The sequence below is a fragment of the Saccharibacter floricola DSM 15669 genome (genome assembly GCF_000378165.1).
GTDB lineage: Bacteria > Pseudomonadota > Alphaproteobacteria > Acetobacterales > Acetobacteraceae > Saccharibacter > Saccharibacter floricola.
In genome coordinates, this window is the sequence record NZ_KB899341.1 from 31,454 (window position 1) to 56,606 (window position 25,153).

Sequence of the window (25,153 nt, forward strand, 5' to 3'; positions counted from 1 at the left end):
TGCCATCGCCCAGTACCCTTGCCCTGATATCGACGGTGTTTAGGCCCCTGTGAGCGTCTGCACCATGCGCGTAAGGACATGCTTTTCCTCATAACAAGAGCATGCGCGTTTTCGAGAAGCCCGCCCCATCTGCTGACACTCTTGCGGATGATGGATCATCCAAGCAATCGCTCGTGCAAGAGCCAGGGAATCTCCTGCTGGGACAAGCCACCCTGTCTCCCCCGTTACAATCTGCTCTTGCGGGCCGGGAATATCACTCGCAACGACAGGAAGGCCGCACAACATAGCCTCAACAATCACCATCGGCAGCCCCTCAAAGAAACTCGGGAGCACAAAAAGATCTGCCGCCTGCATAAAGCGCACCACATCATCCCGTGCACCGAAAACACGCAATCGAGACCCCAGCGTCTGTTGCGCTGCTGCTAAAATACAGGCCATATCGTCCCCATGATCGCTCGGCAATCGCTCCCCCACGAGCCATAATTCTGCCTGAGGCACCATGGCTATGGCCTGAAGCAGCTCCGGTAACCCTTTATGGCGCACCAAACGCGCAACCATCAGCACGATAAAACGATCCTCAGGCACATTAAGCCTGTCACGGAAGGCTTTTCTGACCTGACGGTCAGGCCGGTACTGTGTCGAAGGCCGCCCATTCCCTACAGCTATAGGACGACGATGAAAGCCTAACCGCCGGGCGGCTTGAGCATCACTGTAAGAGACCGTCATGTAGCGGTCTGTCACCCTCCCTGCGCACCACTCCACCAATACCCCTAAGCAGACGCGCCATAGCGGCCCCGGTTGACGGTACAGAAAACCATGCCCTGTATAAGCAATCACCGGCACACCACATGCCCATGCAACAAGACGGGCTAATACACCGCTAATGGGCATATGCGCATGAACAAGATCGGGCTTTTCCAGACGAATCAGCCACCACAGTGCCTTCACTGCACGTATCTGTGCTCTCGGCGACAATGAACGAGCCATCGGCAGCGTATGGACGATGAACCCTTCATGCCGTACAGCCTCAATATCAGGCCCATCAGCACAAACGCCGTGCACCTCATGCCCTGCCTCCCTTAACGCTCTCATGAGAGGAAGAAGAAACTGCTTTAACGCGAAATCGACATTCGTGATTTCAAGAATCTTCACGCTGGCACACGCTCCAACATCCAAGAGACTTTTTGCTGACGTTTATGAGGCTTGCCTTCCGTCTGCACGTCACGTCCACCACGTGAGGCAATCACAATTTGACGGCTGGGCTCTGGATGTCCACGGCCTAGATAGACATCATCGCTGACCGATAACATCCCACCCGCTTGGCAAAAACGCCAAATTTCCTCGCCAGCATGGAGAATAATATCGCACTCCTCCTGCACAACACGCACGTCCGGATGCACATGGAAACGCACGATAAAACGCACATCGCGTTCCCCCTCTATGATGTCACACCCGCGCAAATCTTCACCATTTTGGCCGAGATAAAGCTGCCGAGACCAAGTTGCACCCAGTGAAGGATAATAACCATTATGGGAAATATCGAGCCAATGCGCCTCATCATTACTCCGATGCTGGCACTCGACCTGCGATGGACGACGTGACACATGCCCGTCTCGACCAAAATCGGACGATGATAGATTATCAGCGACCAACACATTATGCGCCGCACTCTCTCGCATCGCCTGTTTCCAAGCTCCACCTAAAGACGCGCCACAATTCACGAGAAGACGATGATGATGATGGGAAAACTCAAACGACAACGTGCCTGCATGCGCGTCTCGATCATGACCAAGAGACGGTGGAGGAGCAGCATCAACAAAGAGCAAGGACTGCCCCAATGTCAGGCGCATAAAACCGCCCATTGAGACAGAAGATGCAATCACTTTATATCGCTCTGCCCGCTCCAGCACGCGTGCGAGATCATCCTCTGTGCGCTCAGTCGCTCCATTAAACACCGCTAAGCGTCCATCAGCATGACAAAAAGCGCGTAATACAGGACAGATTCGTGCGAGCGTTGTTGACATCAACGGTGGAACAGGCAACTGTAACGCATTAAACATCGCAATCATGCTCGACAGCTCTTGCACAGCCTGAAACTGTGCTTCAGGACTGCGATCGGCCACAACACCATCAGCACCGATGAGGCGCTCAAGCTCGTATGGCAAATAACGCTGATAGCGTAGAAAAAAACCCTCTTGGTCTGGCACAGCCATAAACGCCGCTAAAAGCCCTCGCAGCGCCAAAAGTCCTCGCCATCCATGAGGGGAAAGCGGCAATAACGCCGCTAACACACGGCCATCACGCCGTATGACCTCCATAACCTGTTTCTGAAGCACATCTTTTGCCGTGAGTAAGCAAAACTCATACTGCCCCAGCCAACTCGCTAATCGCTGCCCCAAAACCGGGGCCTCTTGGGCAATCGGGTCATGAGGGGTATGGGCGATCCATGAAGCAATGAGCGTGCGCGCTGTGAGGCGCGCTTCGTTACTGCCCAGCGCCTGCAAGTCACGCAGCCATACAAAACTATAAACCCAACGCCTCACATCCGCAGGCCATGGCTCTTCCCACGCTGTACGGGCTGAAAGACGATAGGAACGCCCATCAAAAACAAAATGACCATTGGCAAGCCTGATGCCTTGCTCAATATCCCCCTGCCCCGTGTCTCGATAAAGAAACACAGGGTAAACCGACGCCTTCCGGCGTAACGGCACATGCGCAAAAGCGACTTTCAGGCGGCGCCAACAATCACTCCAAAGCATCAGGGCACGGCAGAAACCGAAGCTTGTTCAAGCGTTGTGATCGCAGCGGCTCGGTCTTCTTTTCCAAAAATTGAAGACCCTGCCACGAGCATCGTCGCACCGGCTTCTGTCACGCGTGGCGTTGTCGTGGCATCAATACCACCATCCACACCGAGCACGATATCCCGACCACTCTGAGCAATCATCTTTGACAGCGTACGCACCTTCGGTAACTGACTTTCGAGGAATTTCTGTCCACCAAAGCCCGGATTAACCGTCATAACCAAAATGATATCAACGAGATCCATCACATAAGACAAAGCCTCTGGTGGTGTGGCCGGGCAAATGGCAACGCCTGCTTTACAGCCCAGCGCATGAATCGTCTGCAACGTGCGATGAAGATGGGGGTTCCCCTCCACATGCACCGTAATATGGTCAACACCCGCTTTCGCTATGGCTTCTAACAACGGATCCACCGGCTCTACCATTAAATGCGCATCAAATTTTGCCGGGCTATGAGGACGTAACGCTTTAATCACCGGCATACCAAAAGAGATATTAGGGACAAAATGCCCATCCATCACATCCAGATGAAGCCACGGAGCAGAGGACACGTCATGCATTTCATGCCGTAAATTTGAGAAGTCCGCAGCAAGAAGGCTTGGGGCAATAATCGGCATGTATCCTCCGTTATAGCACAATTAGGGGTAATTACATTCTCAATATTGGCCACCATAGCCCCTCTTGCAAGAGACTTTACCATGAAGACCCTCAGCATATCGTTAAAAGAGTAAGCCTCATTTCTAAACGCGAATAGCCCCGTTCTTTTCTTAATAAGAACCATTCTCTTCAACGATAGACAGACCAAAGACTTTTCTTTATTCTCTCCCTCATCCGAGGGGCGTCCCATATCAATGGGGCTGAGACGGTACGAACCCGAACCCTTTGAACCTGATCCGGCTCATACCGGCGAAGGGACAGGAAAACAGCACACGCCTGACGAGAGTGCACAGGCCGTTTGCCCTGAACTAACGCCTTTTTTGCGCTGGGTCTTCTTTATCTTATGGTAACAAGAAGAGCTTGATGCGCACCTTCCTGACTTTATCAACCACGTTATGCCTACTTAGCCTCTGCTGGCCTGCACGTGCTGATACAAAACGGGATCATTCCCCCCATGCACAGCGCTCCGCTCCCCCACATGGGGTAGAACATCTCGTCGCTCATGGTTCACAACAAGCAGCCAGTGGTGGCGGGCTGATCCGACCTCAACATGGCAGCCAAGCACGCAGTGTGGTGGATCGCGCCTATATGGATATTCAACCCCCTGGTGCAACGGCCTTCCAGCTTGCATCCATGCTCCCCGGTGCCAATGTCGCCACCTCCGACCCATTTGGGATCTCTCCCCAAACGAATCTAAGCGTCCGTGGCCTTAATGGCGATGCGCTAGGCTATGTCCTAGAAGGCATGCCCCTTAATGATGTCGCCTATTATGGCGGCTATCCTAGCCAATTTGCCGATACAGAAAATTATAGCGAAGTCGGCCTCCAGCAAGGCTCTGCAGACTTAAACAGCCCTGTGCTTAATGCAGCAGGCGGGCTTATGTCGCTCCACTTCCTTGACCCCTCCTTCAAACCCGGCGGGATGGCCTCTTTCTCCTACGGATCCTATAATATGCGACGCGGCTTCCTCCGGCTAGAAACCGGAGAGATCGGCCATACAGGCGTGCGCGCTTTTGCGTCTTACTCCAACAGCCATACCGATAATTGGCGCGGAGCCGGCCATGATGATCGCCAACATGTGGACTTCAAATTCCTCAAAGAATGGGGACAAGGGAACCGCGTGAGCCTCTTGGGGTCATGGAACCGCGCGATCACCAGCTATTACCCCCATGCCACGTTAGATCAGTGGCACAGCTCCGGCATCCACATCAATCAAGCCAAAAGATACGACCCTAATAATGCGGCTCAAGGAACTGATTATTGGAAGCTTTGGCGCGACCCTGAAGAAACATTCTATATCGGTGCACCAATGCATTTCAGGCTATCGCATCATTTTTCCTTTGATCTAACACCTTACGCTCAAAGTGCTTATGGGAACTTCCCCTCCGGCTCCACACTGGGCACAACAGGAAATTATCTCGGCACCCAACCCGTGAATGAAACACTCAACCTCCCCGGCACCCAAAATGGAACCGCTCCCATACGGTGGGATTCCAACCAACGCAGCTATCGTTCAGGCTTTAACGCCGCACTTCATGCACGATACGGGTGGAATGATATCGTCCTCGGCTATTGGTATGACTATACAGACGATAATGAACAACAGCCTTTTACGACCGTCCAAAGCAACGGATATTCTGGTAATATTTGGGCTGACAAAAGCCGTGACCGCGTTCTTCTCCAAGATGGGCAACGGTTACTCGCGGGAAGTTTTCATACCATGTCGCAGGTTAATGCGCTCTTTCTTGGCGACCATATCTCTCTCTTCAAAGACCGCCTCACCTTTGATATCGGCTTTAAAGAAGTCATGCTCTCCCGCTGGGGCACGAATGCCCTCCCCGGCCCACAGCATAATGTAACCTCCAACAGCGCAGAACCTCTTCCTCGCTTTGGAATGCGTTGGTCCATTACCCCGCGTGATCAGCTCTTCCTCAATGCCACCACCAATTTCCGAGCACCCGCCGTAACGGCGTATTACGATACTTTTGCACTTACATCACCTGATCGAGCAGGAGTTGGAACCAGCAGTCTTAAAAACGAATATTCCATCTCAGAAGAAATTGGCTATCGCCGTACGGGAGAGTGGATCACAGGAAGTGTGACGTTCTTTAACTATAACTTTACCAACCGACAGGTAACCACCCAAAACAGTACGGGCACGATGTCCTACTCCGTCAATGCAGGCGGCCAAACCTCACGCGGGGTGGATGCCGAGATCGGCACACGCCCATGGCACCATATCAGCCCTTATGTCTCTTTTGAGTATCTCCACGCGACGATTGATAACAATCTTCCCTCCAATGGGGATGTCCTCCCCACCAAAGGCAAGACAGCCGTGCGTAGTCCGCACGTGCAAGCCGCTATGGGGTTGCGCTATGATGACGGCCGCCTCTTTGGCATGATCACGGCTCATTACACAGGTAAACAATACGCGACTTTCATGAATGACGAACGCATGCCCTCTTACACAACAGCCGATCTTTCTATGGGGTATCGTTTCTCGAATGTCAGTATTCTCAATAAACCAACAATGCGCCTGAACTTCCTCAACATCACCAATCAGCACTATCTTTCCGGGGTTAGCTCCACACAATTTAATGCCCACACGACCCGCGGCATTCATGGAAGCAGCATCGCCGGAACAAGCCCCAGTTATTATATTGGCGGTGGGTTTGCGGTGCTTTTTACGGCTTCAACAGGATTTTAACACCATGTCCATTGCGCTCGGTATTGATGAAAGCCATAAAGTCAGCGACTGGCCTCCTTTGCAAGAACAGGATATTTGTCATGTTCTCAAAGGGTTTGGCCTCTCCCCTGCTGCCCATCGTCCGATTCGCTGGCAAAGTGAACGCCCATTTTCCTCCGCAGGGATTATTCGCTTAAACGACGGCCATGAGGTCTTTATCAAACGTCATGATTACCGCCTTCGCCCTGCGGATAGTTTGACTGACGAGCACCGCTTTATCGAGCATCTTTTAGCGGAAGGCCTTCCCGTTTGCGCCCCGCTACGCGACCATCAACAGCTCAGCACCCTCATTGCTGGCAATGGCGTTTTTGAAGTCTTCCCGCTTCTAAAAGGAGACGACCTCTATCACACCACACGTTCGTGGGAGCCTTACCATAACATCCAACATGCCGCTTCTGCCGGAGCGATGCTGGCACGCCTCCACCAAGCCAGTAGCCATTACCATGCCCCATCGCGCTCGCCATGCCTTCTGACGTCCTGTATGGAGCCACTCCTGCAGGAAGACCTTGGTGAAAGCCTTCGTCACTGGGTGCTCACCCAGCCTGGTCTTTCCGCCCATCTCCCTGCAAACTGGCTGGACGAGCTGCTTCCACTCATAACGCCCTTCCATCAGCATTTCCTCTCCCTACGCGACTGCATGACACCGCTATGGGGCCATGGTGATTGGCACGGCTCCAACCTCACATGGCATCAAGACCATGTGTATGGCATTTTTGATTTCGGGATGAGCAATTTAAGCTGCGCAGAATTTGACCTTGCGGTCGCGCTTGAGCGTAGCTTTATCCGTTGGATCGCACCAAACTCTTCCCAGCCGATCGCGTATGAACAAATCGAACATTTCCTAGAAGCATATAATCACCATTGCCCACGCACAGCCGCACGCAATGCGTTGGTCGCGTCGCTCTTGCCCCTCTGCCACATCACGTTTGCACTTTCAGAGATCGCCTATTACGGGTATTTGTTGGGCGATAAAGCCCATGCTGACATTGCCTATCATGGCTACTTACTCGGCCATGCACGCTGGTTCCATAGCTCCGCCGGGCAAGGACTGCTTTACGCATTAGCCCCTTATGCCTAATGGGATCGAAATACTCTCTGCGGTTCTAAGCGCTATCGGCGTTGGCCTCACGGCCCGTCGCTCTCTCTGGAGCTGGCCGGTCTCACTCATCGCGACGCTGCTTTATAGCTGGGTCTTTTGGCGGGCTCGCCTTTATGCCGATGTCGCCCTGCAAGGCGTCTTTTGTCTTGGCATTGGGTATGGATGGTTTCTGTGGGCACGAGACCGCCGCACAGTAGCCCTAACCCCCACCAACCATACGGAATCGCTTCCAGCGCGACCTTTATCTATCCGCACGGCGCTCATTGGCGCAGGCCTCAGCATCCTACTCGCTTGGGGCTGGAGCATTGCTCTTCAACGGTGGAGCGATGACCCCACTCCGGTCTTAGATGCCTCCCTGAGCAGCGCGAGCCTACTTGCCCAACTGTGGACAGCACGACGCCACCGCGCAAGCTGGCTGCTCTGGGCTGTGATTGATCTCGTCTATACAGGGCTGTTTATAACACGCGCTCTTTACCCGACCGCGCTTCTCTATGGTTTTTTTATCGCCCTCGCCCTTTATGGCTACACGACATGGCGTCCCCGTCAGAATGCCGCCTAACCTCAGCGTTAATGCTGAATAAGGCGGTCAATTTCATCTGGCGTTAAACGTTGAACGCGGGCCGCCTTACCACGACGGTCATAATAAACGATAGCGCCCCCACGACGTTCAGCAAACCCATCAGGTTCCCCGCCTTTTGTGCGGAAAAGAAGGCGCCCATGCTCCGGCTCCTCCACCATTTTGTCTCCTCGCGGCACAAAATGAAACATGCTGAAATCTGCCGCCGCGTGGGGCAAAGAAGACGAACGATAAAGCTGATGCATACTCGGCTGTTTATGCTGATCATCATCAGCAGCCCATGCGGCTCCAATCGTGCTCAACACCGCTATGCCACCTAACAGTGCGTGCCTCATACACCGCATGGGTTCTCTCCCTCTTACTTCGTGCCAGCCGATGCTGACGGTTTAACACTGGCACGCGTCCAGCCACCACCTAACGCTCGATAAAGCGTCACGATATTCTGGAACCGTGCAGCCTGAACGACAATATGCGACTGTTGCGCCGCATAGAGCTGACGTTCCTGCTCTAAGGTCGTCAAATAACTATCAATTCCTGCATGATAGCGCATCTGGGCCAAATCGTAAGCCTGCTGTGCCTCCGCCACATAGCGCCCCATCGACGTTTCTTGATCACGATAGGTTTCACGGGCCGTTAACGCATCAGCCACTTCACGGAAGGCGCTCTGAATGGCCTTCTGATATTGCGCAGCTGCTTTCGCAAGTTGGGCATGAGCAGACCGTAAATTCCCCTGATTTTGCCCCCATGTCAGCAGCGGAATGCTAATATTGGGTGAGATGCCCCACGTCTCTGCCATGCTGGTAAAAACCTTACGGAACATCAGCGCACTCGTTCCCTCACTCGCCGTTAAGGTAATCCGGGGCATAAAGGCAGCACGCGCTGAACCAATAGAGGCATTAGCCCCTTTGAGGGTATGTTCTGCTGCCTCAATATCAGGACGTTGAGCCAGCAGATCAAACGGCAATCCTTCAGGAAGGTCTGTCATCATGGTCTGCGCCCCCATCGGAGCTGGCGGGGGCAAATCGTTCGGCAACGGTTTGCCAACGAGCAGCTGAATCCCATGGGCATCATCAGCTACAGCCCGTGTCAGCCGCGCAATATCAGCTTCCGCCTCATCACGTTGCGCACTCACCTGTGCCAAGGTCAGCGCGTCAACTTGATGATGGTCGTAAGACAGCTTCGTGAGCGCCCATGTCCGCTGCCGCGTTTCATACGTACGTTGGGCAAGCGCTAAGAGCTGACGGTCTGAAAGCCATTGAATATAGGTCTCTGCCACCTGTGACACAGTGGTAATCCACAGATTGCGAAGATTACTCACCGCATTAAGCGTCTGCTCTTTTTGCGTGCGTGACAAGTTCCGCACGCGTTGCCACAGATCGATCTCATAGGATGAGAACCCGATAGAGGTTTGGTAGAAACGCAGCGTAGAGATGTTACGCCCTGAGCCCGGCGCAAAGGAGAACCCCGCCGTTTTAGACGGCGCCATATACTGCGCACCTCCCCCTACCCCAATAGTGGGGAAGAGTGCCGCGTTTTGGACTTGATACTGCCCTCGCTGGTCAACGACCGTCGCCATTTGAGCCGCTAAATCACGGTTATTGTCTAATGTCAGCTCAATGAGCTTTTTGAGACGCGGATCGGTAAAGAAGTCCTCCCATCCGAGGTCAGACGCCGGGCGCGGTGCCGCTTTGCCACTCGCATAACTATCCTTTGGATAAGCTGCTGTAACCTCCGAAGAAGGGCGATGATAGGTTGGCGACATGTTGCACGCCGATGCGAGCAACAAAGATGACAGCCCTAATCCTGTAACGAAACGGCGCATTAGTGACCTCCCTCTTCGGCTTGCATCTGTTTAAGAGCGGCTTCTTCAGCGGCATGACGCTCGCTCAAACGCTGAACCTTGAAGAGACGCAGTACCACCACAAAGAAAAGCGGAACGAAATACACCGCAAGCAGCGTTGCCGACACCATGCCGCCAACCACACAGGTGCCGATCGCCACACGCGCTGCTGAACCCGCCCCTGTCGCCACCGCCAACGGGAACACCCCGCAGACAAAAGCGATTGAGGTCATCAAAATAGGGCGCAGTCGTTCACGCGCTGCTTTGAGAACGGAGTCTTCTAAGCTATCGCCCTCTTCGTAAAAGGCTTTCGCAAACTCCACGATCAGAATAGCGTTCTTCACTGACAGACCAACCGTCGTGAGCAACCCAACTTGGAAGTAAACGTCATTGGCCAAGTCGCGTCCCAATGTCGCCAAAATAGCGCCAAGAACACCCAAAGGCAGCACGAGAAGAACAGACATTGGGATCGCCCAGCTTTCATACAGAGCTGCCAAGCAGAAGAGGATCACGATCACCGCCAGCGCATAAAGCGGCCCGGTGGATGACCCAGAAGCCCGTTGCTCGTAGGAGATACCCGTCCATTCATGGCCAATGCCCGCAGGCAACGTCTTACTCATAAGTCGTTCCATCTCAGCCATCGCCGCACCGGAGCTCACACCAGAAGCGGGAAGCCCCTGCAACTCAAAAGAGTTCAACCCGTTATAGTTTTCCACTTTTTGAGGGCCGACGATCCAATGGCCTGAAACAAAGACGTTAAAGGGCACCATACCGCCTGTATTATTACGCACATACCACCGTTTAAGGTCTTCTGGGCGCATACGGCTTGCGCTATCACCTTGGATATACACCTGCTTTACACGATCACTCCGTGTAAATTGGTTCACATAGATTGAACCAAGAGCCCCTTGGATCGTGTTATTGATCGCATCATTGGAAATCCCCAACGCATTGGCTTTCTCCCGATCAATATCCAATACATATTGCGGCGCATCCTCAATACCCATTGGGCGCACAGCAACCAAAAGAGGGTCTTTCCCAGCCGCAGATAGCAACTTATTACGCGCTGCCAGCAAAGCCTGATGGCCAAGATGGGCATTGTCTTCAAGCTCGACGTCAAAGCCCGTTCCGTTCCCAAGCTCCATCACAGGAGGAGGGTTAACCGCAAAGATCTGTGCATCTGGGTCGCCCCAAAAATGCTTCATAATCCCATTAGCAATCGTCATAGACGATCGCGCAGAACCCGGGCGTTCATCCCACGGTTTCAAGCGGATAAAGAACGCACCAGCACTTTGTCCTTGTCCCGCAAAACTAAACCCATTGGCACTAAAGACAGATTCCACGTCCTTAGGATACGTCGCGAGAATATAATCCGAGATTTTGCGATTAACCGCAGCTGTCTGCTGTTGCGTTGCCCCTGAAGGCATCGTGATTTGTCCAAAAATAATTCCCTGATCCTCATCAGGCAAAAATCCACCAGGAACACGACCGAAAAAGAAAACCGTTACAACCGTAATAATAAGGAAAGCCACCATCCCGATCCAACGGAAATGGATCAAATGCTTAACCCCTCCCACATAACGGCTGGTTAAACGGTCAAACCAATAGTTAAACCATCGTGCCGGTTTAAACGTCACCTCACCATGAACCGGTTTCAGCATGGTCGCGCACAAAGCGGGCGTCATCACCATCGCCACCAGCACAGAGAGCCACATAGCCGCAACAACCGTGATGGAAAACTGGCGATAAATAACCCCTGTGGAGCCGTTAAACGCAGCCATCGGCAAGAACACGGCACTCAGTACCAAGACAATCCCCACCAAAGCACCTGAAATCTCATCCATAGAGACACGGGCCGCTTCTTTTGGAGGGAGTCTCTTCTCACTCATGACACGCTCGACATTTTCCACCACCACAATGGCGTCATCAACGAGCAATCCAACAGCGAGCACCATGGCCAACATCGTGAGTGTATTGACCGTATAGCCCAGCGCAGACAGCACCCCGAACGTTCCGAGCAACACCACCGGCACCGCAATCGTCGGGATCAAGGTCGCACGGAAATTCTGTAAGAAGATCAGCATCACGATGAAGACCAGCGCAATGGCCTCAACGAGTGTTTCAATCACTTCGCTAATCGAGTGCGTAATGAAAGGCTCCGTATCGAGCGGGTAGCGCACCTGCAACCCAGGCGGGAAAAACCGCTCCAAATCTGACAACCGCTCACGCACAGCCTTTTCGGTTGTCATCTGGTTTGCCCCTGGGGCGAGTTTCAGTGCCATCGCTGCTGCGGGCTTGCCATTATATTCAGCATCTAAGCTATAATTCTGTGCCCCAAGCTCCACATTGCCGATGTCGCGCATCCGCACCTGGCTGCCATCTTGCTGCACTTTAAGCAGCATGGAGGAAAATTGCTCAGGCGAATTCAGACGTGTCGGCCCAATGATGTTCGCATCAAACCCAACGCCTTTACGCGCCGGGAGACCGCCCAGCTCACCAGAAGCAACCTGAATATTTTGCGCCTGAACAGCCTGCTGAACATCCGCAACCGTCAAGCCATATTGATACAGTTTATCAGGATTCATCCAAATACGCAGCGCATATTCAGACCCGAAGATTTGATGATCCCCCACCCCGGAGACACGTGACAGCGGATCCGACACATTAGACGATACATAGTCAGCAATATCTTGCCCACTCATGCTACCATCAGTGGAGATAAAGGCCAAAACCATCATAAAGTTACGAGAAGCTTTGGTCACACTCAGCCCCTGCGCCGTCACTTCAGGAGGCAAGCGCGGCTGAGCAAGCTGCAATTTATTTTGCACCTGCACCTGAGCAATATCGGGGTTCGTGCCTTGCTCAAAGGTCAGGTCAATTTCCATATGCCCATTCCCGTAGGATTGAGCCGACAGATACTCCAGATGATCCAACCCGGACATTTGCTGCAAGATAGGCCGCACAACCGTGTTGTTGACCGTATCAGCCGATGCACCAGGATCATCCACAGAAATAGCCACCATCGGAGGGGCAATACTAGGATATTGGGCAACCGGCATGCGGAAGATGGCTAAGCCACCGATCAACATGATAATCAGCCCCACCACCCAAGCAAAAACCGGGCGGTCGATAAAGAAACGCGACAATGACATCGTGCTTTACTCCACCACGCTTTGCTCAGCACTGATCTCATGCGGAGACACCACCGCATCAGGGTGTACTTTTTGAAGGCCCTTGACGATCACACGCTCCCCTTCGCTCAACCCAGACGTCACCTGCCATGAAGAGCCAACGGTGCGACTGACCGTCACAGAACGAAGATGCACTTTATTATCTTGGTCAACGACCATCACATAGGGGTTACTCTTGGAATTACGCTGCACAGCGACTTGCGGCACAAGCAAACCATGCGGATCCACACCCTCATGAACATGAGCATGAACAAACATACCCGGCAATAACAAACGGTCTGCATTAGGCATGACCGCACGCATAACCAGCGTTCCCGTTGCAGGATCTACCGTGACTTCAGAAAGCGCTAAACGCCCTGTTTGCCCATAAGACGACCCATCAGGCAGTTCAAGCGACACAGCCGCATCATTCCCCTGGCGTTCAATGCGCCCTTGGGCGAGCTCACGACGCAACCTGATCATATCTTCAGAGGCCAAATTCACATCAACGTAAATCGGGTCCAGTCGTGTGACGACGGCAATTGGCAAGCTCTGATTAGCCGTCACCAACGTCCCTTCCGTATAAAGCGTGCGCCCAATACGCCCATCAATAGGAGCCTTTACATGAGTATAATTGAGGTTAACCGCAGCACTTTCCAACGCGGCCTTGCCCTGCATCACCTGTGCTTGTGCCTGCCGTGTTGTCGCGAGGAGATTATCGTAATCCTGCTGGCTCACCGCGCGTGCCTGCACAAGCCCGCGATAACGTTTAAGCTGCTGCTCAGCACGCTGCGCACTCGCCTGTGCTTCCATCAAGTGCCCCTTTGCCTGATCGTACGCTGCTTGGAATGGCGCGATATAGATCTGATAAAGCGATTGACCTGCCTTAACGTCCGCTCCCTCTTCAAACGACCGTGAGACAATCACACCACTGACCTGTGGGCGAATTTGCGCTTGTTCATACGCTTCCACGCGTCCCGGGAGGGACGTCTCCATCGTCACGCTTTGAGTATGCAGACGATAAACCTCTACTTTTTGAGGTGGTGCCTTCGCTGGAGGGGCCTTTTTTTGGCAACCACTCAATAAGATGGTTCCACTCAAAAAAGCAGCTGTTCCACAGCGCAAAAGCCAAGAAGAACGCGCCAACATCGGCGAAGAAGAGACAAAAACAGACATGGGGCGTGCCGCAGCTCTCTACAAAATAATTAAGGGATAGAAGGCATTCTTGTAACATTGCCCTCTTGAAGACTGGAAACTAATCAGTTTCCGCGCTAAAGGTCAATCTCGTTTTATAGCCAGTAGGGAGACTTCCGTGCCTTTGTCGCCTAAACGCAACAGAGTATCATCATCTGACAGTAAGGCGGACGCACCGTCACCAGCGTCGGACGCCCGTTGCTGTTCAGATGACGATCGCCGCACGCGCATTCTTGATACAGCCTGCAAGCTTATCCAGTCCCAGGGGTATCAACATACCACCATGGACAAAATCGCCTGTCATGCTGGCATGTCTAAGAAGACCGTCTATCTCGTCTTCCCGTCCAAACGCGTTTTAATGGAGCAACTTCTCCTTGAACGACTTTTTACACCACTTTCCATCGAACCCAACCCAGAAGAGGATATTGAAACGCAGCTTCTGGAGCTTGTTCTACAAATGTCTAAGCACCTGTTAGACGAGAAATGCCTTAGCTTGTTACGCGCAATCATTGGAGAAGCCACGCGCTCCCCGATCATTGCACACCTTATGGAAGACATGTTTCACCTCTCAGGACGTAAATTCGATACGCAACAATGGCTTATTTCTCAAAGAGAACGCGGGGTTCTACAGTTCGATGATGCACAAGACGCAGCCGACCATCTTTTTGGCCTGACATTAGGAGCCCCTATACTCTCTCGCCTCACCTATTGCTCTCCGCCTCGTACAGACGAACAGCTTCATCGTTTCCTCCGAGAAGGGGTACGAATCTTTTTGGATGGATGCCGCCCCCATAGACAATAAACGAAGAGCCATATTACTAGGGCATCTATCTTTACTCTTTTATGAAAGGACACTCGCAAAACGCTTCATTATTGGCAAAAATTGACAGCTATTGTATATATGCCATACGCTAGACACATACCTGCCAAGATAGGAGCGAAGAGGTCCTCTTTTTAAACCGTAGAAAGAGACCATACCGTGACACCTTCCCTCAGGATCGCTTTATGACCATATCACCTGATGATCAGGAAACTCTGCAAGAACGTGCCGTCGATGACGGTCATCACCGCGTGAGTAACGAAGGGTACCAAAAAGACCTTAGTCAACGTCATGTGCAGATGATTGCCATTGGTGGGGCTATCGGTACAGGGCTCTTCTTAGGGGCGGGCTCACGACTACAAATCGCGGGGCCTTCACTCGCTATTAGCTATGCTATCTGTGGTCTCTGCGCTTTTATGATCCTCCGCGCCATGGGGGAGCTCGTCATGTACCGCCCCAGCAGCGGCAGCTTCGTCACCTATGCGCGTGAGTTTTTGGGCGAAGGCGCGGCGTACGCTGCGGGCTGGTTCTTCTTCCTTAACTGGGCCATGACCGGGATTGTCGATATCACCGCCATTGCGCTGTACATCCATTATTGGCCCGTTTTTGGAGGAGTTCCGCAATGGATCCTCGCACTCGGTGCTCTTGTTGTGGTTGGCGCCGTCAATCTGACAGGGGTTCGCTATTTTGGTGAGATTGAGTTCTGGTTCTCTCTGATTAAAGTCCTAACCCTTGTCGTTTTCCTTGCCGTTGGTGGTTTTGTGCTCTTCAGCGGCACTCATGTTGGCGGCTATACGCCAGGTTTACACCTCATCACACAATCCGGTGGGCTTTTTCCTCATGGAATGGTCGCCTCACTGATGCTCATCCAAGGCGTGGTTTTCGCCTATGCTGCAACAGAGCTCATTGGTGTCGCAGCGGGTGAATGCCATGACGCCAAAAGTGTTGTGCCTCGCGCTATTAATAGCGTTATTTGGCGCATTATCCTCTTCTATGTTGGGTCTATCGTGCTGCTGGTGCTCGTGCTTCCATGGTCTTCCTACCATGAAGGGGAAAGCCCATTCGTCACCTTCTTTAGTAGGCTCGGCCTTCCTGGTGCTGATAGCATCATGAACTTTGTCGTGCTGACAGCAGCTCTCTCCAGCTTGAATTCCGGTCTGTATTCCACAGGGCGCATTCTCCGGGCCCTCTCTCTTGGGGGGTCAGCCCCTGGTGCGATGAGCAAAATGAATCGCCATGCTGTGCCCTATGTTGCCATTGGGACAACATTAGTGATCTATCTCATCGGTGTTCTGCTGAACTATTTCTATCCAACACAGGTTTTTGAAATCGTCCTCAGCATTTCCTCCCTCGGCATTCTGGGCACATGGGCCTGTATCGTCATGTGTCAGCTCAAGCTTCACAAAGCGATCCGCCTCGGCAAAGTTGCTCCAACGGGTTTTGCCATGCCATTTGCTCCTTATTCAGGCTGGCTAACGCTCGCATTTCTCGCGCTCGTCCTAGTCATGATGGCGTTTGACTATCCTTCTGGCACGATTTCGGTAGCCTGCATTCCATTGCTTGCCTTGATCTTCTTTGCCGGTTGGTTCCTCCTCAAACGCACAGGCAAACAACCTGGCACGGTATCAGACGAAAAATAACGCACAAAAAACCCCCGGAAGAATAAAGCCTCCGGGGGTTTTTTCTTACCTACCATTCTCACATAATTGCTGGCTTACTCAGATGGCGGCCCTTGCTGAGACTTACGAACACCACCGCGAGGCCGTAAAGTCGGCAGATTGTCGCCCGTTACCGCGTAAAACACACGCTCTGCAATATTGGTGGCATGGTCGCCAATACGCTCCAAATTCTTCGCGATAAACAGCAATTCTGTGCAAGAACGAATCGTACGTGGATCTTCCATCATGTACGTGATCAGCTCACGAAAAAGCGTCAGATAATGCTCATCAACACCCCGATCTGCATGCCACACTTCCATGGCCTGATGAGGGTCATGATTCACCACGGCTTCCACGGTACGATGAAGATTTTCCCGCACCAAACGGCCCATACTCCGTAACCCAGAGAGAGAGACTTTCCCCTCTTCTGACGCCACCTTCATCGCACGACGCGCGATAGAGGCTGCATAATCGCCCATACGTTCCAGATCGCCCGTAATTTTAAGAGCAGAAACAATCTCACGCAGGTCAGGCCCCATCGGGCTCCGCAGCGCCAAAAGGCGAATGCCCAACCCTTCAACCTCACGCTCAAGCTCATCAACCTCAGGGTCACGCCGCGCCGCTTCATCGGCTGCTTCTTCATCATGTTTGGCGATCGCATCCAGAGCAAGCCCCACTTGCTCTTCCACAATCTGGCCCATCTGCGCCATCATCGCACGCAGTTGGTCAAGTTCTTGTTCATAGCTTTTAACAATATGAGATCGTTCTTGTGTCATAGCGTTTATCCAAACCTACCTGTAATATAATCTTGCGTTTGTTTCTGGCGAGGATTGGTAAAGATACGATCCGCCGTATCCACCTCTATCAACCCTCCCATATAAAAGAACGCGACACGGTCCGCACAACGCGCAGCCTGCTGCATGTTATGTGTGACAATCGCAATGGTGAACTCTTCTTTAAGCTCATCCAGCAGCTCTTCAATACGCGCTGTCGAGATAGGGTCCAGCGCTGAGGTTGGCTCGTCAAGCAAGATCACTTCTGGACGTGTAGCAATACTGCGGGCAATGCACAGCCTTTGCTGCTGCCCACCCGAAAGCCCAGAAGCAGGTGCTTTCAAACGGTCTCGTACCTCGTTCCATAAAGCCACACGCGTCAACACATCTTGCACACGCTCGTCCATCTCGGCACGGCCGAGGCGCTCATGCAAACGCACGCCAAAGGCGATGTTATCATAGATAGACATGGGGAATGGTGTTGGCTTTTGAAAGACCATCCCAATCCGAGCACGAAGCACGTCCAGCCCTACCGTGTTTTCAAGGATATTCACCCCATCAAACATCACCTCACCCGTCGCGCGTTGCCCCGGGTAGAGATCATACATCCGGTTGAAAATACGCAAGAGGGTCGATTTCCCACAACCGCTTGGGCCAATCATCGCTGTGACTTGGCGAGCGGGGAAATCCATCGTAATATCATGCAGGGCATGATGATCGCCGTAATAAAAATTGAGGTCTTTGACCGCAAGAGCCGCCTCCTCCCCAGAATCGGCAACATCCTCAGCTAACGTTGTCGGACCATGGTTCATAGTCGTCTATCCTCTGGTTCAGCGGCGGGCAGAAAGCCGCACGATAATATTAATCATCAAAACGCCACATGTAATGAGGAGCGCACCTGCCCACGCAAGCTGCACCCAATCATCATAAGACGCCCCGGCATATTGGTAGATCGCAACCGGTAAACTCGCCATCGGCTTATCAAGCCGTAATGACCATGTCTGGTTACCAAGCGATGTAAAGAGCAGAGGGGCTGTCTCCCCTCCCATACGCGCGACTGCCAGCAAAATACCTGTCAGCACCCCTTGCCGTGCCGAACGCAAGCAAAGCGACAGAATAACGCGCCAACGCGGAGCCCCAAGCGCCGCCCCTGCTTCACGCATGGACGTGGGCACTAAGCGTAACATATCTTCAGTCGTGCGCACGATAACGGGCACAGCCAACACAGCCAGCGCCACCGCCCCCGCAAAACCAGAGAAATGCCCCCACGGCACCACCACGAGCTGATAGATAAACAACCCGATCAAAATCGAAGGGGCAGACATCAAAACGTCAGAGACAAAACGAACCACTGAGGCAAAATGATTATGCTTTCCGCCATATTCTGAAAGATAGATCCCGCAGAAAAGCCCAAGCGGAGCAGCCATTGCCAGAGCTAGACCTGTCTGAATGATACTGCCCAAAATCGCATTGCCAAGCCCTCCTCCTGAGCCAGGAGGCCCCATAGAATGGGTTACAGTGGCCCAAGATATTCCCGCTAAACCGCGACTAAGAAGCGTCCATAAAATGGACAAAAGGACAAGAACCAAAAAAACACCCGCCGCAATACTGGTTCCAGTCGCTATGCGATCAAGAACTTGGCGCCGGCGAGCTCGTCCACCTTGATGCCAACGCTGCTTGGTGGCCCGTGCCATCTGTTGAGCAGTCTCGCTCATTGACGTCCCCCCCGAAGGCAACGCGCTACCACAAGGCTCGCGCAAGATAAGAGCATGAGCGTAAAGCCTAATGCCATTAATGATGACAGACGTAGCGATCCAGCTGGACTCTCAGGAAATTGCAGCGCGATTAAGGAAGCCACCGTGCTTCGAGGGGCAAAAAGCGACCACCCAACAGAGGTAACATTGCCGATCACAAAGGTCACAGCCATTGTCTCTCCCAACGCGCGGCCCATTCCCAAAACAATCGCTCCGATCATTCCATTACGAGACCACGGGGCAATGATTTTCCACATGACTTCCCAACGTGTCGCCCCAAGCCCATACGCACTCTCGCGCAGCATAGGAGGTACTGCGCCAAACACATCACACATCACCGCGGTGATGAAAGGAGCAATCATAACCGCTAGGACAATGCCAGACGTCATCACCCCCGTCCCAATCGGTGGGCCTTTTAACAATGGCCCCAAAATAAATACATGACGAAAGTGATGATTAACAAAGGGTTGCACATAACGCGCAACCAACGGCACAATGGTGAAAAACCCCCACATACCGAAGATAATTGACGGCACAGCAGCCAAAAGCTGAACAGCTGTGCCAATAATGGCTGCCAAACGCGATGAAGCAATATTGGTCAACCAAAAAGCCGTTCCAAACGCTAGAGGAATAGCCAACAACAAAGCGATAACCGTGCTCAACACGGTACCGAGTAAGGGTGCTAAAGCCCCGTAACGATCTTTAACAGGGTTCCAAGCTGACTGGTCAAAGAAACTCAGACCAAATGTGGTCAGCGCTTTCCACCCACCTGTTGCCATAAGGACAATAAGCCCCCCCAAAATGAGGAGCACCAGTAAGGCGCTTGCCCAAAAGAGAGCATGAAAAAGAACATCCAGACCGAGCTGGCGTTTGGAAGATCGTGGCACAGGCGCCATACTCATGGTTCGGGACCCTGTCGTTGCAACAGCCTATAAGCACCCTCAAATGGGGCGCCGACGCTCAAGGCTTAACCTATCCCTTAAGTGAAGAACAAGCGCTGCTCATACCTTGCCACAAAAGTTTCATGATTTTACACAGTGCCGTAACGAGAAAGACACAAGAAAAGCGTCTTTATTACGCTAGACTAGTGGCTTGGTTATCGCCATACCACAGCTAAACGGGCCATCTTGTTGATTGTAGGAGTCATGCGTGTCGCAGCAGCTAGCCTCACCGTCGAGTGTCTTTCAAGGGCATGTGGATCATTTTACAAATGGGACTATTCGCGGTTGGGCCCTTAACCTGCGCGATATAGACCACCCCGTACGTGTGCATGTCCTCATTGACCAACAAGAGGTTATGCAAGTCCTATGCGACACCCCGCGTGAAGATGTGCGTGAAGCCCTCAACCTTCCCAACAACACGCTTGGCTTTGAATTTTGTCTGCCGAAAAATGTATTTGACGGCCATCCGCATTCTATCGGCTTACGCTTTCCAGATCGATCAGCTCTCCCGCTCCCCAACATTGACCATAGCGACATTCTAAGCGAGACCGTCACATTCCCCGGTTCTATCCGGCCAGAAATACGCAGCTTCGTCGATGGGGTGAAAGATGATGTCCTACAGGGATGGATTATTCATCGGCCTTCCCCTTACGACGATTGGATTGGCGGCCTCATAGTCTCAGCGACAGCCGATGGTGTTAGTCTTGGCTCTGCACGGGCCAATCAGTACCGCTCTGATGTTGCAGAAGCTCTGGGCTGTGACCCCAATTGTGGCTTTGAAATTCTTCTTCCCCGTCGCCTTTATGACCAGCATCCGCATCAGTTTTCTGTTGTTTCAGAGCCAGATAAAAAGCTCCTTGAAGGAAGCCCTTTTACCACCTCCCTCGTTCATGACACGCTTGAAAGCCGTCTCGTTGCGTTAGAAAGTACCATTGACCAACTCTACCGCGACTTAACGTCTGTCCGGCGAGAGGTGAGTAGCCTCATTCCACGACGTGCTCCTAACCTGCAGCGTTATAATAGCTGGGCCCATCGTTATTATACTCTCCTGGCCGATAAGGTCGCCACGCAACGACGTGCACACCCCCTCCCCAAGAACACGCCGCTCGTTACCGTTCTGTGCCCAACGTACCGTCCCGACAACCATGATTTCCGAGCCGCTATCGCCTCTGTCGTCGCTCAGACCTACCAAAATTGGGAACTGATCCTCATCGACGATGGCAGTAGCTGCAAACAAACAACCGCTACCATCAAAGAACTCACTACCAGCGACTCACGCATTCGCGCGGTTACGCTGAAAAAGAATCAGGGCATTTCCGAAGCAACCAATGCGGGCATTCGTGCAGCTAAAGGGGCATATATCGCCTTTTTTGACCATGACGATGTTCTCGTCCCTGTTGCCCTTGAAGTCATGATACGCGAAGCCCTCAAAAGTCAGGCTAAATTGCTCTATTGCGATGAAGATAAAATTGATGCAGCAGGCCATTTTTTAGAACCAAACTTTAAACCTGCTTTCGATTATCGTTATCTGCTCGGCTGCAATTATATCTGCCACCTGACTGTCATTGCCGCAGAAACCGTCAAAAAGGTCGGTTTCCTGAACACCAAATATGATGGCGCCCAAGATCACGACTACATGCTCCGCTGTACGGAAGTCTTAGACGCATCCGAGATTGTGCATGTCCCGGCTATTCTTTATCACTGGCGCAAAACACCGAATTCGACGGCTGCCCGCATTAGCAATAAAACCTATGCTGTCAAAGCCGGGGTTCATTGTGTTCAGGCTCATCTCACGCGGATGCAGCGCCGCGCTAAAGTCCACTCGATCAATAACCTGACTCTTTATGACATTGAGTGGTCGAATCGACGACGCCCTTCCATTAGCGTTATTATCCCCTTCCGCGATCAGGTCGAGATGACGCGACACTGTGTCGACTCTTTGTTAACTCATGCCAATTATCGCAACCTGCATATATGCTTGGTGGATAATTTCTCTGTTGAAGATGAGACACATCTCTTTCTAAAAGAAATCAGCTCTGATCCGCGCGTTTCTGTGCTGCGTATTGAGGAACCCTTTAACTTCTCCCGCCTCAACAACCTTGCAGCACAGCAATGTAAGAGTGACTTTCTCTTCTTCCTCAATAACGACGTCTTTATCTCCCAAGACGACTTCTTAACCCAGATGGTGGCAGAAGCACTCGCGATCCCCAATGTTGGGGCCGTTTCACCACGTCTTCTCTACCCAAACGAAACCATTCAACATGCCGGTGTTGCTGTTGGCCCTGACGTTATTGGTGTACATGTCCATCGTGCTCAACCCCATGATGCCTATGGATATGTTGGCCGTCTCTGCCTAAGCCACGAAGTAACGGCCGTCACCGCAGCCGCTATGCTTGTGCGACGCTCCTTGTTTGAAGAACTTGGCGGCTTCGATGAAGAATCACTAAAAATCGCCTATAATGATGTCGATTTGTGCCTCAAAATCCGTCAAGCTGGCTTTAAAATCATCTATTGTGCAAGCGCACAGGCCGAGCACCATGAAAGTTTTTCACGCGGAACAGATGACAAACCTGAGAACGAGCCTCGCTTTTTCCAGGAAACCCAGACCATGCTTGAAAGATGGAAAGAATTTCCCCTCTTTAAAAATGATCCCACATACCCACATTATTTCAGGAAAGACCACCAGACCTTCTTTGATCTTCATGATCCTGAAAAACTCTGGTAGTATCCGATTGCTAGGTAATCACCCCTCATGGAGAGGATTAAGGAGAGACCTTTATGTCTAAGATTAATCACTACGCAACGCAAAACAACACAGCAGACAATACGAAGCACGTCTCCATTGAGACCCTGAATGCACGTCTGGCTGACTTGATTGACCTTGCGCTGATCACCAAGCAAGCTCATTGGAACCTCAAAGGGGCTAGCTTTATTGGCGTTCATGAAATGCTTGATGGTTTCCGTAGCGAAATTGATGGCTATGTTGATACAGCCGCAGAGCGCGCTGTTCAGCTAGGTGGCACGGCTCTTGGCACCTCTCAGAATGTTGCAGCACAGACAACATTCCCAGCTTATCCAACCGACATCTATGAAGTGTTGGATCATGTGAAGGCTCTGGGCGAGCGCTTTGCAACGGTTGCCAACCGCGTGCGTGAAGCGATCAAGACCACAGCTGAAGCGGGCGATGACGATACAGCTGATATCTTCACCGAAATTTCCCGTGGGCTTGATAAGAACCTATGGTTCCTTGAAGCGCATACGCAGGATATTGCTGGCCCTAAAAAATAAGAGCGGCTGCCTCTATTCTATAAAAAAGGGGGATGCGACGATAAATGTCGCATCCCCCTTTTTTGTCTTCTCTTTCCTTTAAAGAGAAAGAGCGAGATGCTCACGAGCGAAATAAAACGGATCCTCACGAAGCACATCAGCAACACGCCGCCCATCAGGCAAAACATCATCTGTTTCTGGGGTATAATCCGCTAAATCGTCATCTGCTGCTTGCGCTTGCTCAGCCCCTTGATCGCCTTCCTCTCCTTGTGAAAAGGTAGGACGTGCACGTGACAATCCTTCAAGCACGAATTTTACAAACTGCCGATATTCTTCTTCCCCCAATGGGCCAGGTGTGTCCCCGCGCTGACGCTGCACCACCCAGCCACGCGTCACTTCCTCAAGACTACCCCACTCCCCATCAGCTGTGCCAAGAGCGCGTTGGGTCAATGTTTCAATGCTTGCACGCGCAAGCATATCCAACTCCTCTGAGGTTAATCTCTGCGGAGGTGTTGAGGTTGATTTTTTAACGACCCAACCATCAACCAAAGCCCGCAATGCGGGAAGAATTTCAACAGACATTAAACACCCCTCTCATCATCACCAGCCCCCCTTATACCAGAGCTTTATGAAACTGATGGACATTATCATCAATCAGCTTCTCATACTGGCTTAGATAATCTTTTAAATCGAACTGAGCACACGCCTGACGCCGCGCTTTCCGTCCAAATCTTTGTGCCAAAGCACGATCTTCCAAAAGCTCTAACACACCATCTGCAATCCGCTCAGGCTCTAAAAAAGGCACCAAACGCCCATTTTCCCCATCAGTAAGAAACTCACGCACAGGAGCCGTATCGCTCGCAACAAGCGGACAACCAGCAGCCATCGCCTCTCGCAGCGACCATGACAACACGAACGGATAGGTCAAATAAACATGTGCATTTGAACGCTGCAAGATGCGTATCAAATCCTCATGGCTCTGCCATCCCACAAAATGAATGCGCTCTAGGTCGAGCTTTCCTTTCAGCTCACGCAGCATAGCGTCGTGCCAATTGCCACCATCAGGAGGGCGTTGGCCATAGCTGATACCATTTCCACCAACGACAATAATACGCGCATCCGGACGAGCCGTTAAAATTCGTGGGAGAGCCCGCATAAAGCTATGGAATCCACGATAAGGCTCCATATCTCGTGCCGCGTATGTCACCAGCGTCTCATAAGGCTGCACACGAACATCTCCAACCTGCAGCACACGCTCTCGTGCTGTTTTATCTGGGCAACATCGCGCTAAATCAACCCCTTCATGCAAGAGAGAAAGCTTTGACTGCGCCCAGTCTGGATATGTCCCCTTCTGAAAAAGGGTCGGTGTTTGACCGACCCCAGGAAGCGTCAACGCCTGAAGATTGATGGCGTTTTTACAACGCACCAACAAAGGGGCGAGGTCTGTCAGTGGAAACTCAGGATCAAACCCAACATCCAACCCTTCGACGTGATAGTAAAATTCAAAATATCCTAAGACCGGTACATTAGGGAAAACATCCCCAATATTCAGAAGCTCACCCCACCCATGATGGCCGATGATAATATCAGGCACATAGCCAAGAGTTTTTAAAGACTGCGCCACACGCGCAACAGCTTCTGCCCGCCGCACAGCATGATCCAACTCACGCACAGCAGGATGAACCGATGGAGAAGGCAGAGAAGGCGGCGCATACAATACACGCCGCACCCCTGCTATTTCTTGAGCTTGGCTGGCTGTAATAAAGACAATCTCATGGCCACCTTGCTTCACAAGATGGTGTAACAGATGCACATATTGCGCGGGAAAACTTTGATGAACGAAAAGATACCGCACAA

General features: G+C 52.1%; 20 protein-coding genes and 1 riboswitch. Of the genes, 7 read left to right on the forward strand and 13 right to left on the reverse strand.

What is annotated here, in order from left to right; translation table 11 throughout:
- Nucleotides 1-39: 39 nt before the first annotated feature.
- From F457_RS0108460 to rpe, 3 genes are read right to left on the reverse strand one after another with little or no spacing between them, the layout of a single operon-like run.
- Entirely contained in the window at nucleotides 40-1,152 is a 1,113-nt protein-coding gene (locus F457_RS0108460) for a glycosyltransferase family 4 protein (protein WP_018980704.1), read from the reverse strand.
- Nucleotides 1,149-2,759, reverse strand: a complete 1,611-nt coding sequence (locus F457_RS0108465; protein WP_018980705.1) for a heparinase II/III family protein — start codon at nucleotides 2,757-2,759, stop codon at nucleotides 1,149-1,151. The genes F457_RS0108460 and F457_RS0108465 overlap by 4 nt, the downstream gene beginning before the upstream one ends.
- Nucleotides 2,759-3,418, reverse strand: coding sequence for a ribulose-phosphate 3-epimerase (rpe, locus tag F457_RS0108470; RefSeq protein ID WP_018980706.1), 660 nt, complete (start codon nucleotides 3,416-3,418; stop codon nucleotides 2,759-2,761). Before rpe ends, F457_RS0108465 begins: the two co-directional genes overlap by 1 nt.
- Before the next feature lie 207 nt (nucleotides 3,419-3,625).
- Nucleotides 3,626-3,733: riboswitch (TPP riboswitch) on the forward strand.
- 88 nt (nucleotides 3,734-3,821) lie between these two features.
- On the opposite strand from rpe, the gene F457_RS0108475 reads away from it, so the two are divergent.
- From F457_RS0108475 to pnuC, 3 genes are read left to right on the forward strand one after another with little or no spacing between them, the layout of a single operon-like run.
- Complete coding sequence (locus tag F457_RS0108475) at nucleotides 3,822-6,164, forward strand: TonB-dependent receptor (RefSeq protein ID WP_018980707.1); 2,343 nt, start codon at nucleotides 3,822-3,824, stop codon at nucleotides 6,162-6,164.
- Nucleotides 6,165-6,168: 4 nt separating this feature from the next.
- Nucleotides 6,169-7,281, forward strand: a complete 1,113-nt coding sequence (locus F457_RS0108480) for a phosphotransferase enzyme family protein (protein WP_018980708.1) — start codon at nucleotides 6,169-6,171, stop codon at nucleotides 7,279-7,281.
- Nucleotides 7,274-7,861 (forward strand): nicotinamide riboside transporter PnuC, encoded by a 588-nt coding sequence (gene pnuC, locus F457_RS0108485; protein ID WP_018980709.1) that lies wholly within the window; start codon nucleotides 7,274-7,276, stop codon nucleotides 7,859-7,861. Before F457_RS0108480 ends, pnuC begins: the two co-directional genes overlap by 8 nt.
- A gap of 8 nt (nucleotides 7,862-7,869) precedes the next feature.
- Here the strand turns inward: pnuC and F457_RS0108490 are convergent, their stop codons facing one another.
- The 4 genes from F457_RS0108490 to F457_RS0108505 are packed head-to-tail and all read right to left on the reverse strand — an operon-like array spanning nucleotide 7,870 to nucleotide 14,038.
- Complete coding sequence (locus tag F457_RS0108490) at nucleotides 7,870-8,223, reverse strand: hypothetical protein (RefSeq protein WP_245539134.1); 354 nt, start codon at nucleotides 8,221-8,223, stop codon at nucleotides 7,870-7,872.
- Between the two features lie 14 nt (nucleotides 8,224-8,237).
- Nucleotides 8,238-9,701, reverse strand: coding sequence for an efflux transporter outer membrane subunit (locus tag F457_RS0108495; protein WP_018980711.1), 1,464 nt, complete (start codon nucleotides 9,699-9,701; stop codon nucleotides 8,238-8,240).
- On the reverse strand, nucleotides 9,701-12,871 hold the full coding sequence (locus F457_RS0108500) for an efflux RND transporter permease subunit (protein ID WP_018980712.1): 3,171 nt from the start codon (nucleotides 12,869-12,871) through the stop codon (nucleotides 9,701-9,703). Before F457_RS0108500 ends, F457_RS0108495 begins: the two co-directional genes overlap by 1 nt.
- A 6-nt stretch (nucleotides 12,872-12,877) precedes the next feature.
- On the reverse strand, nucleotides 12,878-14,038 hold the full coding sequence (locus F457_RS0108505; RefSeq protein ID WP_051081322.1) for an efflux RND transporter periplasmic adaptor subunit: 1,161 nt from the start codon (nucleotides 14,036-14,038) through the stop codon (nucleotides 12,878-12,880).
- Between the two features lie 163 nt (nucleotides 14,039-14,201).
- Between F457_RS0108505 and F457_RS12670 the strand changes: the two genes are divergently transcribed.
- Both F457_RS12670 and F457_RS0108515 read left to right on the forward strand, forming a co-directional pair.
- On the forward strand, nucleotides 14,202-14,885 hold the full coding sequence (locus F457_RS12670; protein WP_156809411.1) for a TetR/AcrR family transcriptional regulator: 684 nt from the start codon (nucleotides 14,202-14,204) through the stop codon (nucleotides 14,883-14,885).
- 203 nt (nucleotides 14,886-15,088) lie between these two features.
- Complete coding sequence (locus F457_RS0108515) at nucleotides 15,089-16,543, forward strand: amino acid permease (RefSeq protein ID WP_018980715.1); 1,455 nt, start codon at nucleotides 15,089-15,091, stop codon at nucleotides 16,541-16,543.
- Between the two features lie 74 nt (nucleotides 16,544-16,617).
- On the opposite strand, the gene phoU is transcribed toward F457_RS0108515, so the two are convergent.
- The 4 genes from phoU to pstC are packed head-to-tail and all read right to left on the reverse strand — an operon-like array spanning nucleotide 16,618 to nucleotide 19,990.
- The gene (gene phoU, locus F457_RS0108520; RefSeq protein WP_018980716.1) at nucleotides 16,618-17,337 is read right to left on the reverse strand and encodes a phosphate signaling complex protein PhoU; all 720 of its coding nucleotides are present in this window, start codon (nucleotides 17,335-17,337) and stop codon (nucleotides 16,618-16,620) included.
- A gap of 5 nt (nucleotides 17,338-17,342) precedes the next feature.
- Nucleotides 17,343-18,146 carry a phosphate ABC transporter ATP-binding protein PstB gene (pstB, locus tag F457_RS0108525; RefSeq protein WP_018980717.1) on the reverse strand — a complete coding sequence of 268 codons (804 nt, stop codon included), beginning with the start codon at nucleotides 18,144-18,146 and terminating at the stop codon, nucleotides 17,343-17,345.
- Between the two features lie 18 nt (nucleotides 18,147-18,164).
- Nucleotides 18,165-19,028: a phosphate ABC transporter permease PstA gene (gene pstA, locus F457_RS0108530; protein WP_026294304.1), complete on the reverse strand. Its 864-nt coding sequence runs from the start codon at nucleotides 19,026-19,028 to the stop codon at nucleotides 18,165-18,167.
- A 17-nt stretch (nucleotides 19,029-19,045) separates the two neighbouring features.
- Nucleotides 19,046-19,990, reverse strand: coding sequence for a phosphate ABC transporter permease subunit PstC (pstC, locus tag F457_RS0108535; protein ID WP_018980719.1), 945 nt, complete (start codon nucleotides 19,988-19,990; stop codon nucleotides 19,046-19,048).
- A 247-nt stretch (nucleotides 19,991-20,237) separates the two neighbouring features.
- Here pstC and F457_RS0108540 point away from each other — a divergent pair, with 247 nt between their 5' ends.
- Both F457_RS0108540 and dps read left to right on the forward strand, forming a co-directional pair.
- Nucleotides 20,238-22,754, forward strand: a complete 2,517-nt coding sequence (locus F457_RS0108540) for a glycosyltransferase family 2 protein (RefSeq protein ID WP_018980720.1) — start codon at nucleotides 20,238-20,240, stop codon at nucleotides 22,752-22,754.
- Nucleotides 22,755-22,807: 53 nt separating this feature from the next.
- Nucleotides 22,808-23,317, forward strand: coding sequence for a DNA starvation/stationary phase protection protein Dps (gene dps, locus F457_RS0108545; protein WP_018980721.1), 510 nt, complete (start codon nucleotides 22,808-22,810; stop codon nucleotides 23,315-23,317).
- 78 nt (nucleotides 23,318-23,395) lie between these two features.
- On the opposite strand, the gene F457_RS0108550 is transcribed toward dps, so the two are convergent.
- Both F457_RS0108550 and F457_RS0108555 read right to left on the reverse strand, forming a co-directional pair.
- Nucleotides 23,396-23,878 (reverse strand): hypothetical protein, encoded by a 483-nt coding sequence (locus tag F457_RS0108550; RefSeq protein WP_018980722.1) that lies wholly within the window; start codon nucleotides 23,876-23,878, stop codon nucleotides 23,396-23,398.
- A gap of 31 nt (nucleotides 23,879-23,909) precedes the next feature.
- Nucleotides 23,910-25,151, reverse strand: a complete 1,242-nt coding sequence (locus F457_RS0108555) for a glycosyltransferase family 4 protein (RefSeq protein ID WP_018980723.1) — start codon at nucleotides 25,149-25,151, stop codon at nucleotides 23,910-23,912.
- Nucleotides 25,152-25,153 lie beyond the last annotated feature (2 nt).

Coding starts and splice junctions, on each gene's coding strand:
- F457_RS0108550 (WP_018980722.1), bottom strand. CDS start 23,878: ATGTCTGTTGAAATTCTTCCCGCATTGCGGGCTTTGGTTGATGGTTGG.
- F457_RS0108495 (WP_018980711.1), bottom strand. CDS start 9,701: ATGCGCCGTTTCGTTACAGGATTAGGGCTGTCATCTTTGTTGCTCGCA.
- F457_RS0108500 (WP_018980712.1), bottom strand. CDS start 12,871: ATGTCATTGTCGCGTTTCTTTATCGACCGCCCGGTTTTTGCTTGGGTG.
- phoU (WP_018980716.1), bottom strand. CDS start 17,337: ATGACACAAGAACGATCTCATATTGTTAAAAGCTATGAACAAGAACTT.
- pnuC (WP_018980709.1), top strand. CDS start 7,274: ATGCCTAATGGGATCGAAATACTCTCTGCGGTTCTAAGCGCTATCGGC.
- pstB (WP_018980717.1), bottom strand. CDS start 18,146: ATGAACCATGGTCCGACAACGTTAGCTGAGGATGTTGCCGATTCTGGG.
- pstA (WP_026294304.1), bottom strand. CDS start 19,028: ATGGCACGGGCCACCAAGCAGCGTTGGCATCAAGGTGGACGAGCTCGC.
- F457_RS0108480 (WP_018980708.1), top strand. CDS start 6,169: ATGTCCATTGCGCTCGGTATTGATGAAAGCCATAAAGTCAGCGACTGG.
- F457_RS0108475 (WP_018980707.1), top strand. CDS start 3,822: ATGCGCACCTTCCTGACTTTATCAACCACGTTATGCCTACTTAGCCTC.
- F457_RS0108515 (WP_018980715.1), top strand. CDS start 15,089: ATGACCATATCACCTGATGATCAGGAAACTCTGCAAGAACGTGCCGTC.
- F457_RS0108465 (WP_018980705.1), bottom strand. CDS start 2,759: ATGCTTTGGAGTGATTGTTGGCGCCGCCTGAAAGTCGCTTTTGCGCAT.
- F457_RS0108490 (WP_245539134.1), bottom strand. CDS start 8,223: ATGCGGTGTATGAGGCACGCACTGTTAGGTGGCATAGCGGTGTTGAGC.
- pstC (WP_018980719.1), bottom strand. CDS start 19,990: ATGAGTATGGCGCCTGTGCCACGATCTTCCAAACGCCAGCTCGGTCTG.
- rpe (WP_018980706.1), bottom strand. CDS start 3,418: ATGCCGATTATTGCCCCAAGCCTTCTTGCTGCGGACTTCTCAAATTTA.
- dps (WP_018980721.1), top strand. CDS start 22,808: ATGTCTAAGATTAATCACTACGCAACGCAAAACAACACAGCAGACAAT.
- F457_RS0108505 (WP_051081322.1), bottom strand. CDS start 14,038: ATGTTGGCGCGTTCTTCTTGGCTTTTGCGCTGTGGAACAGCTGCTTTT.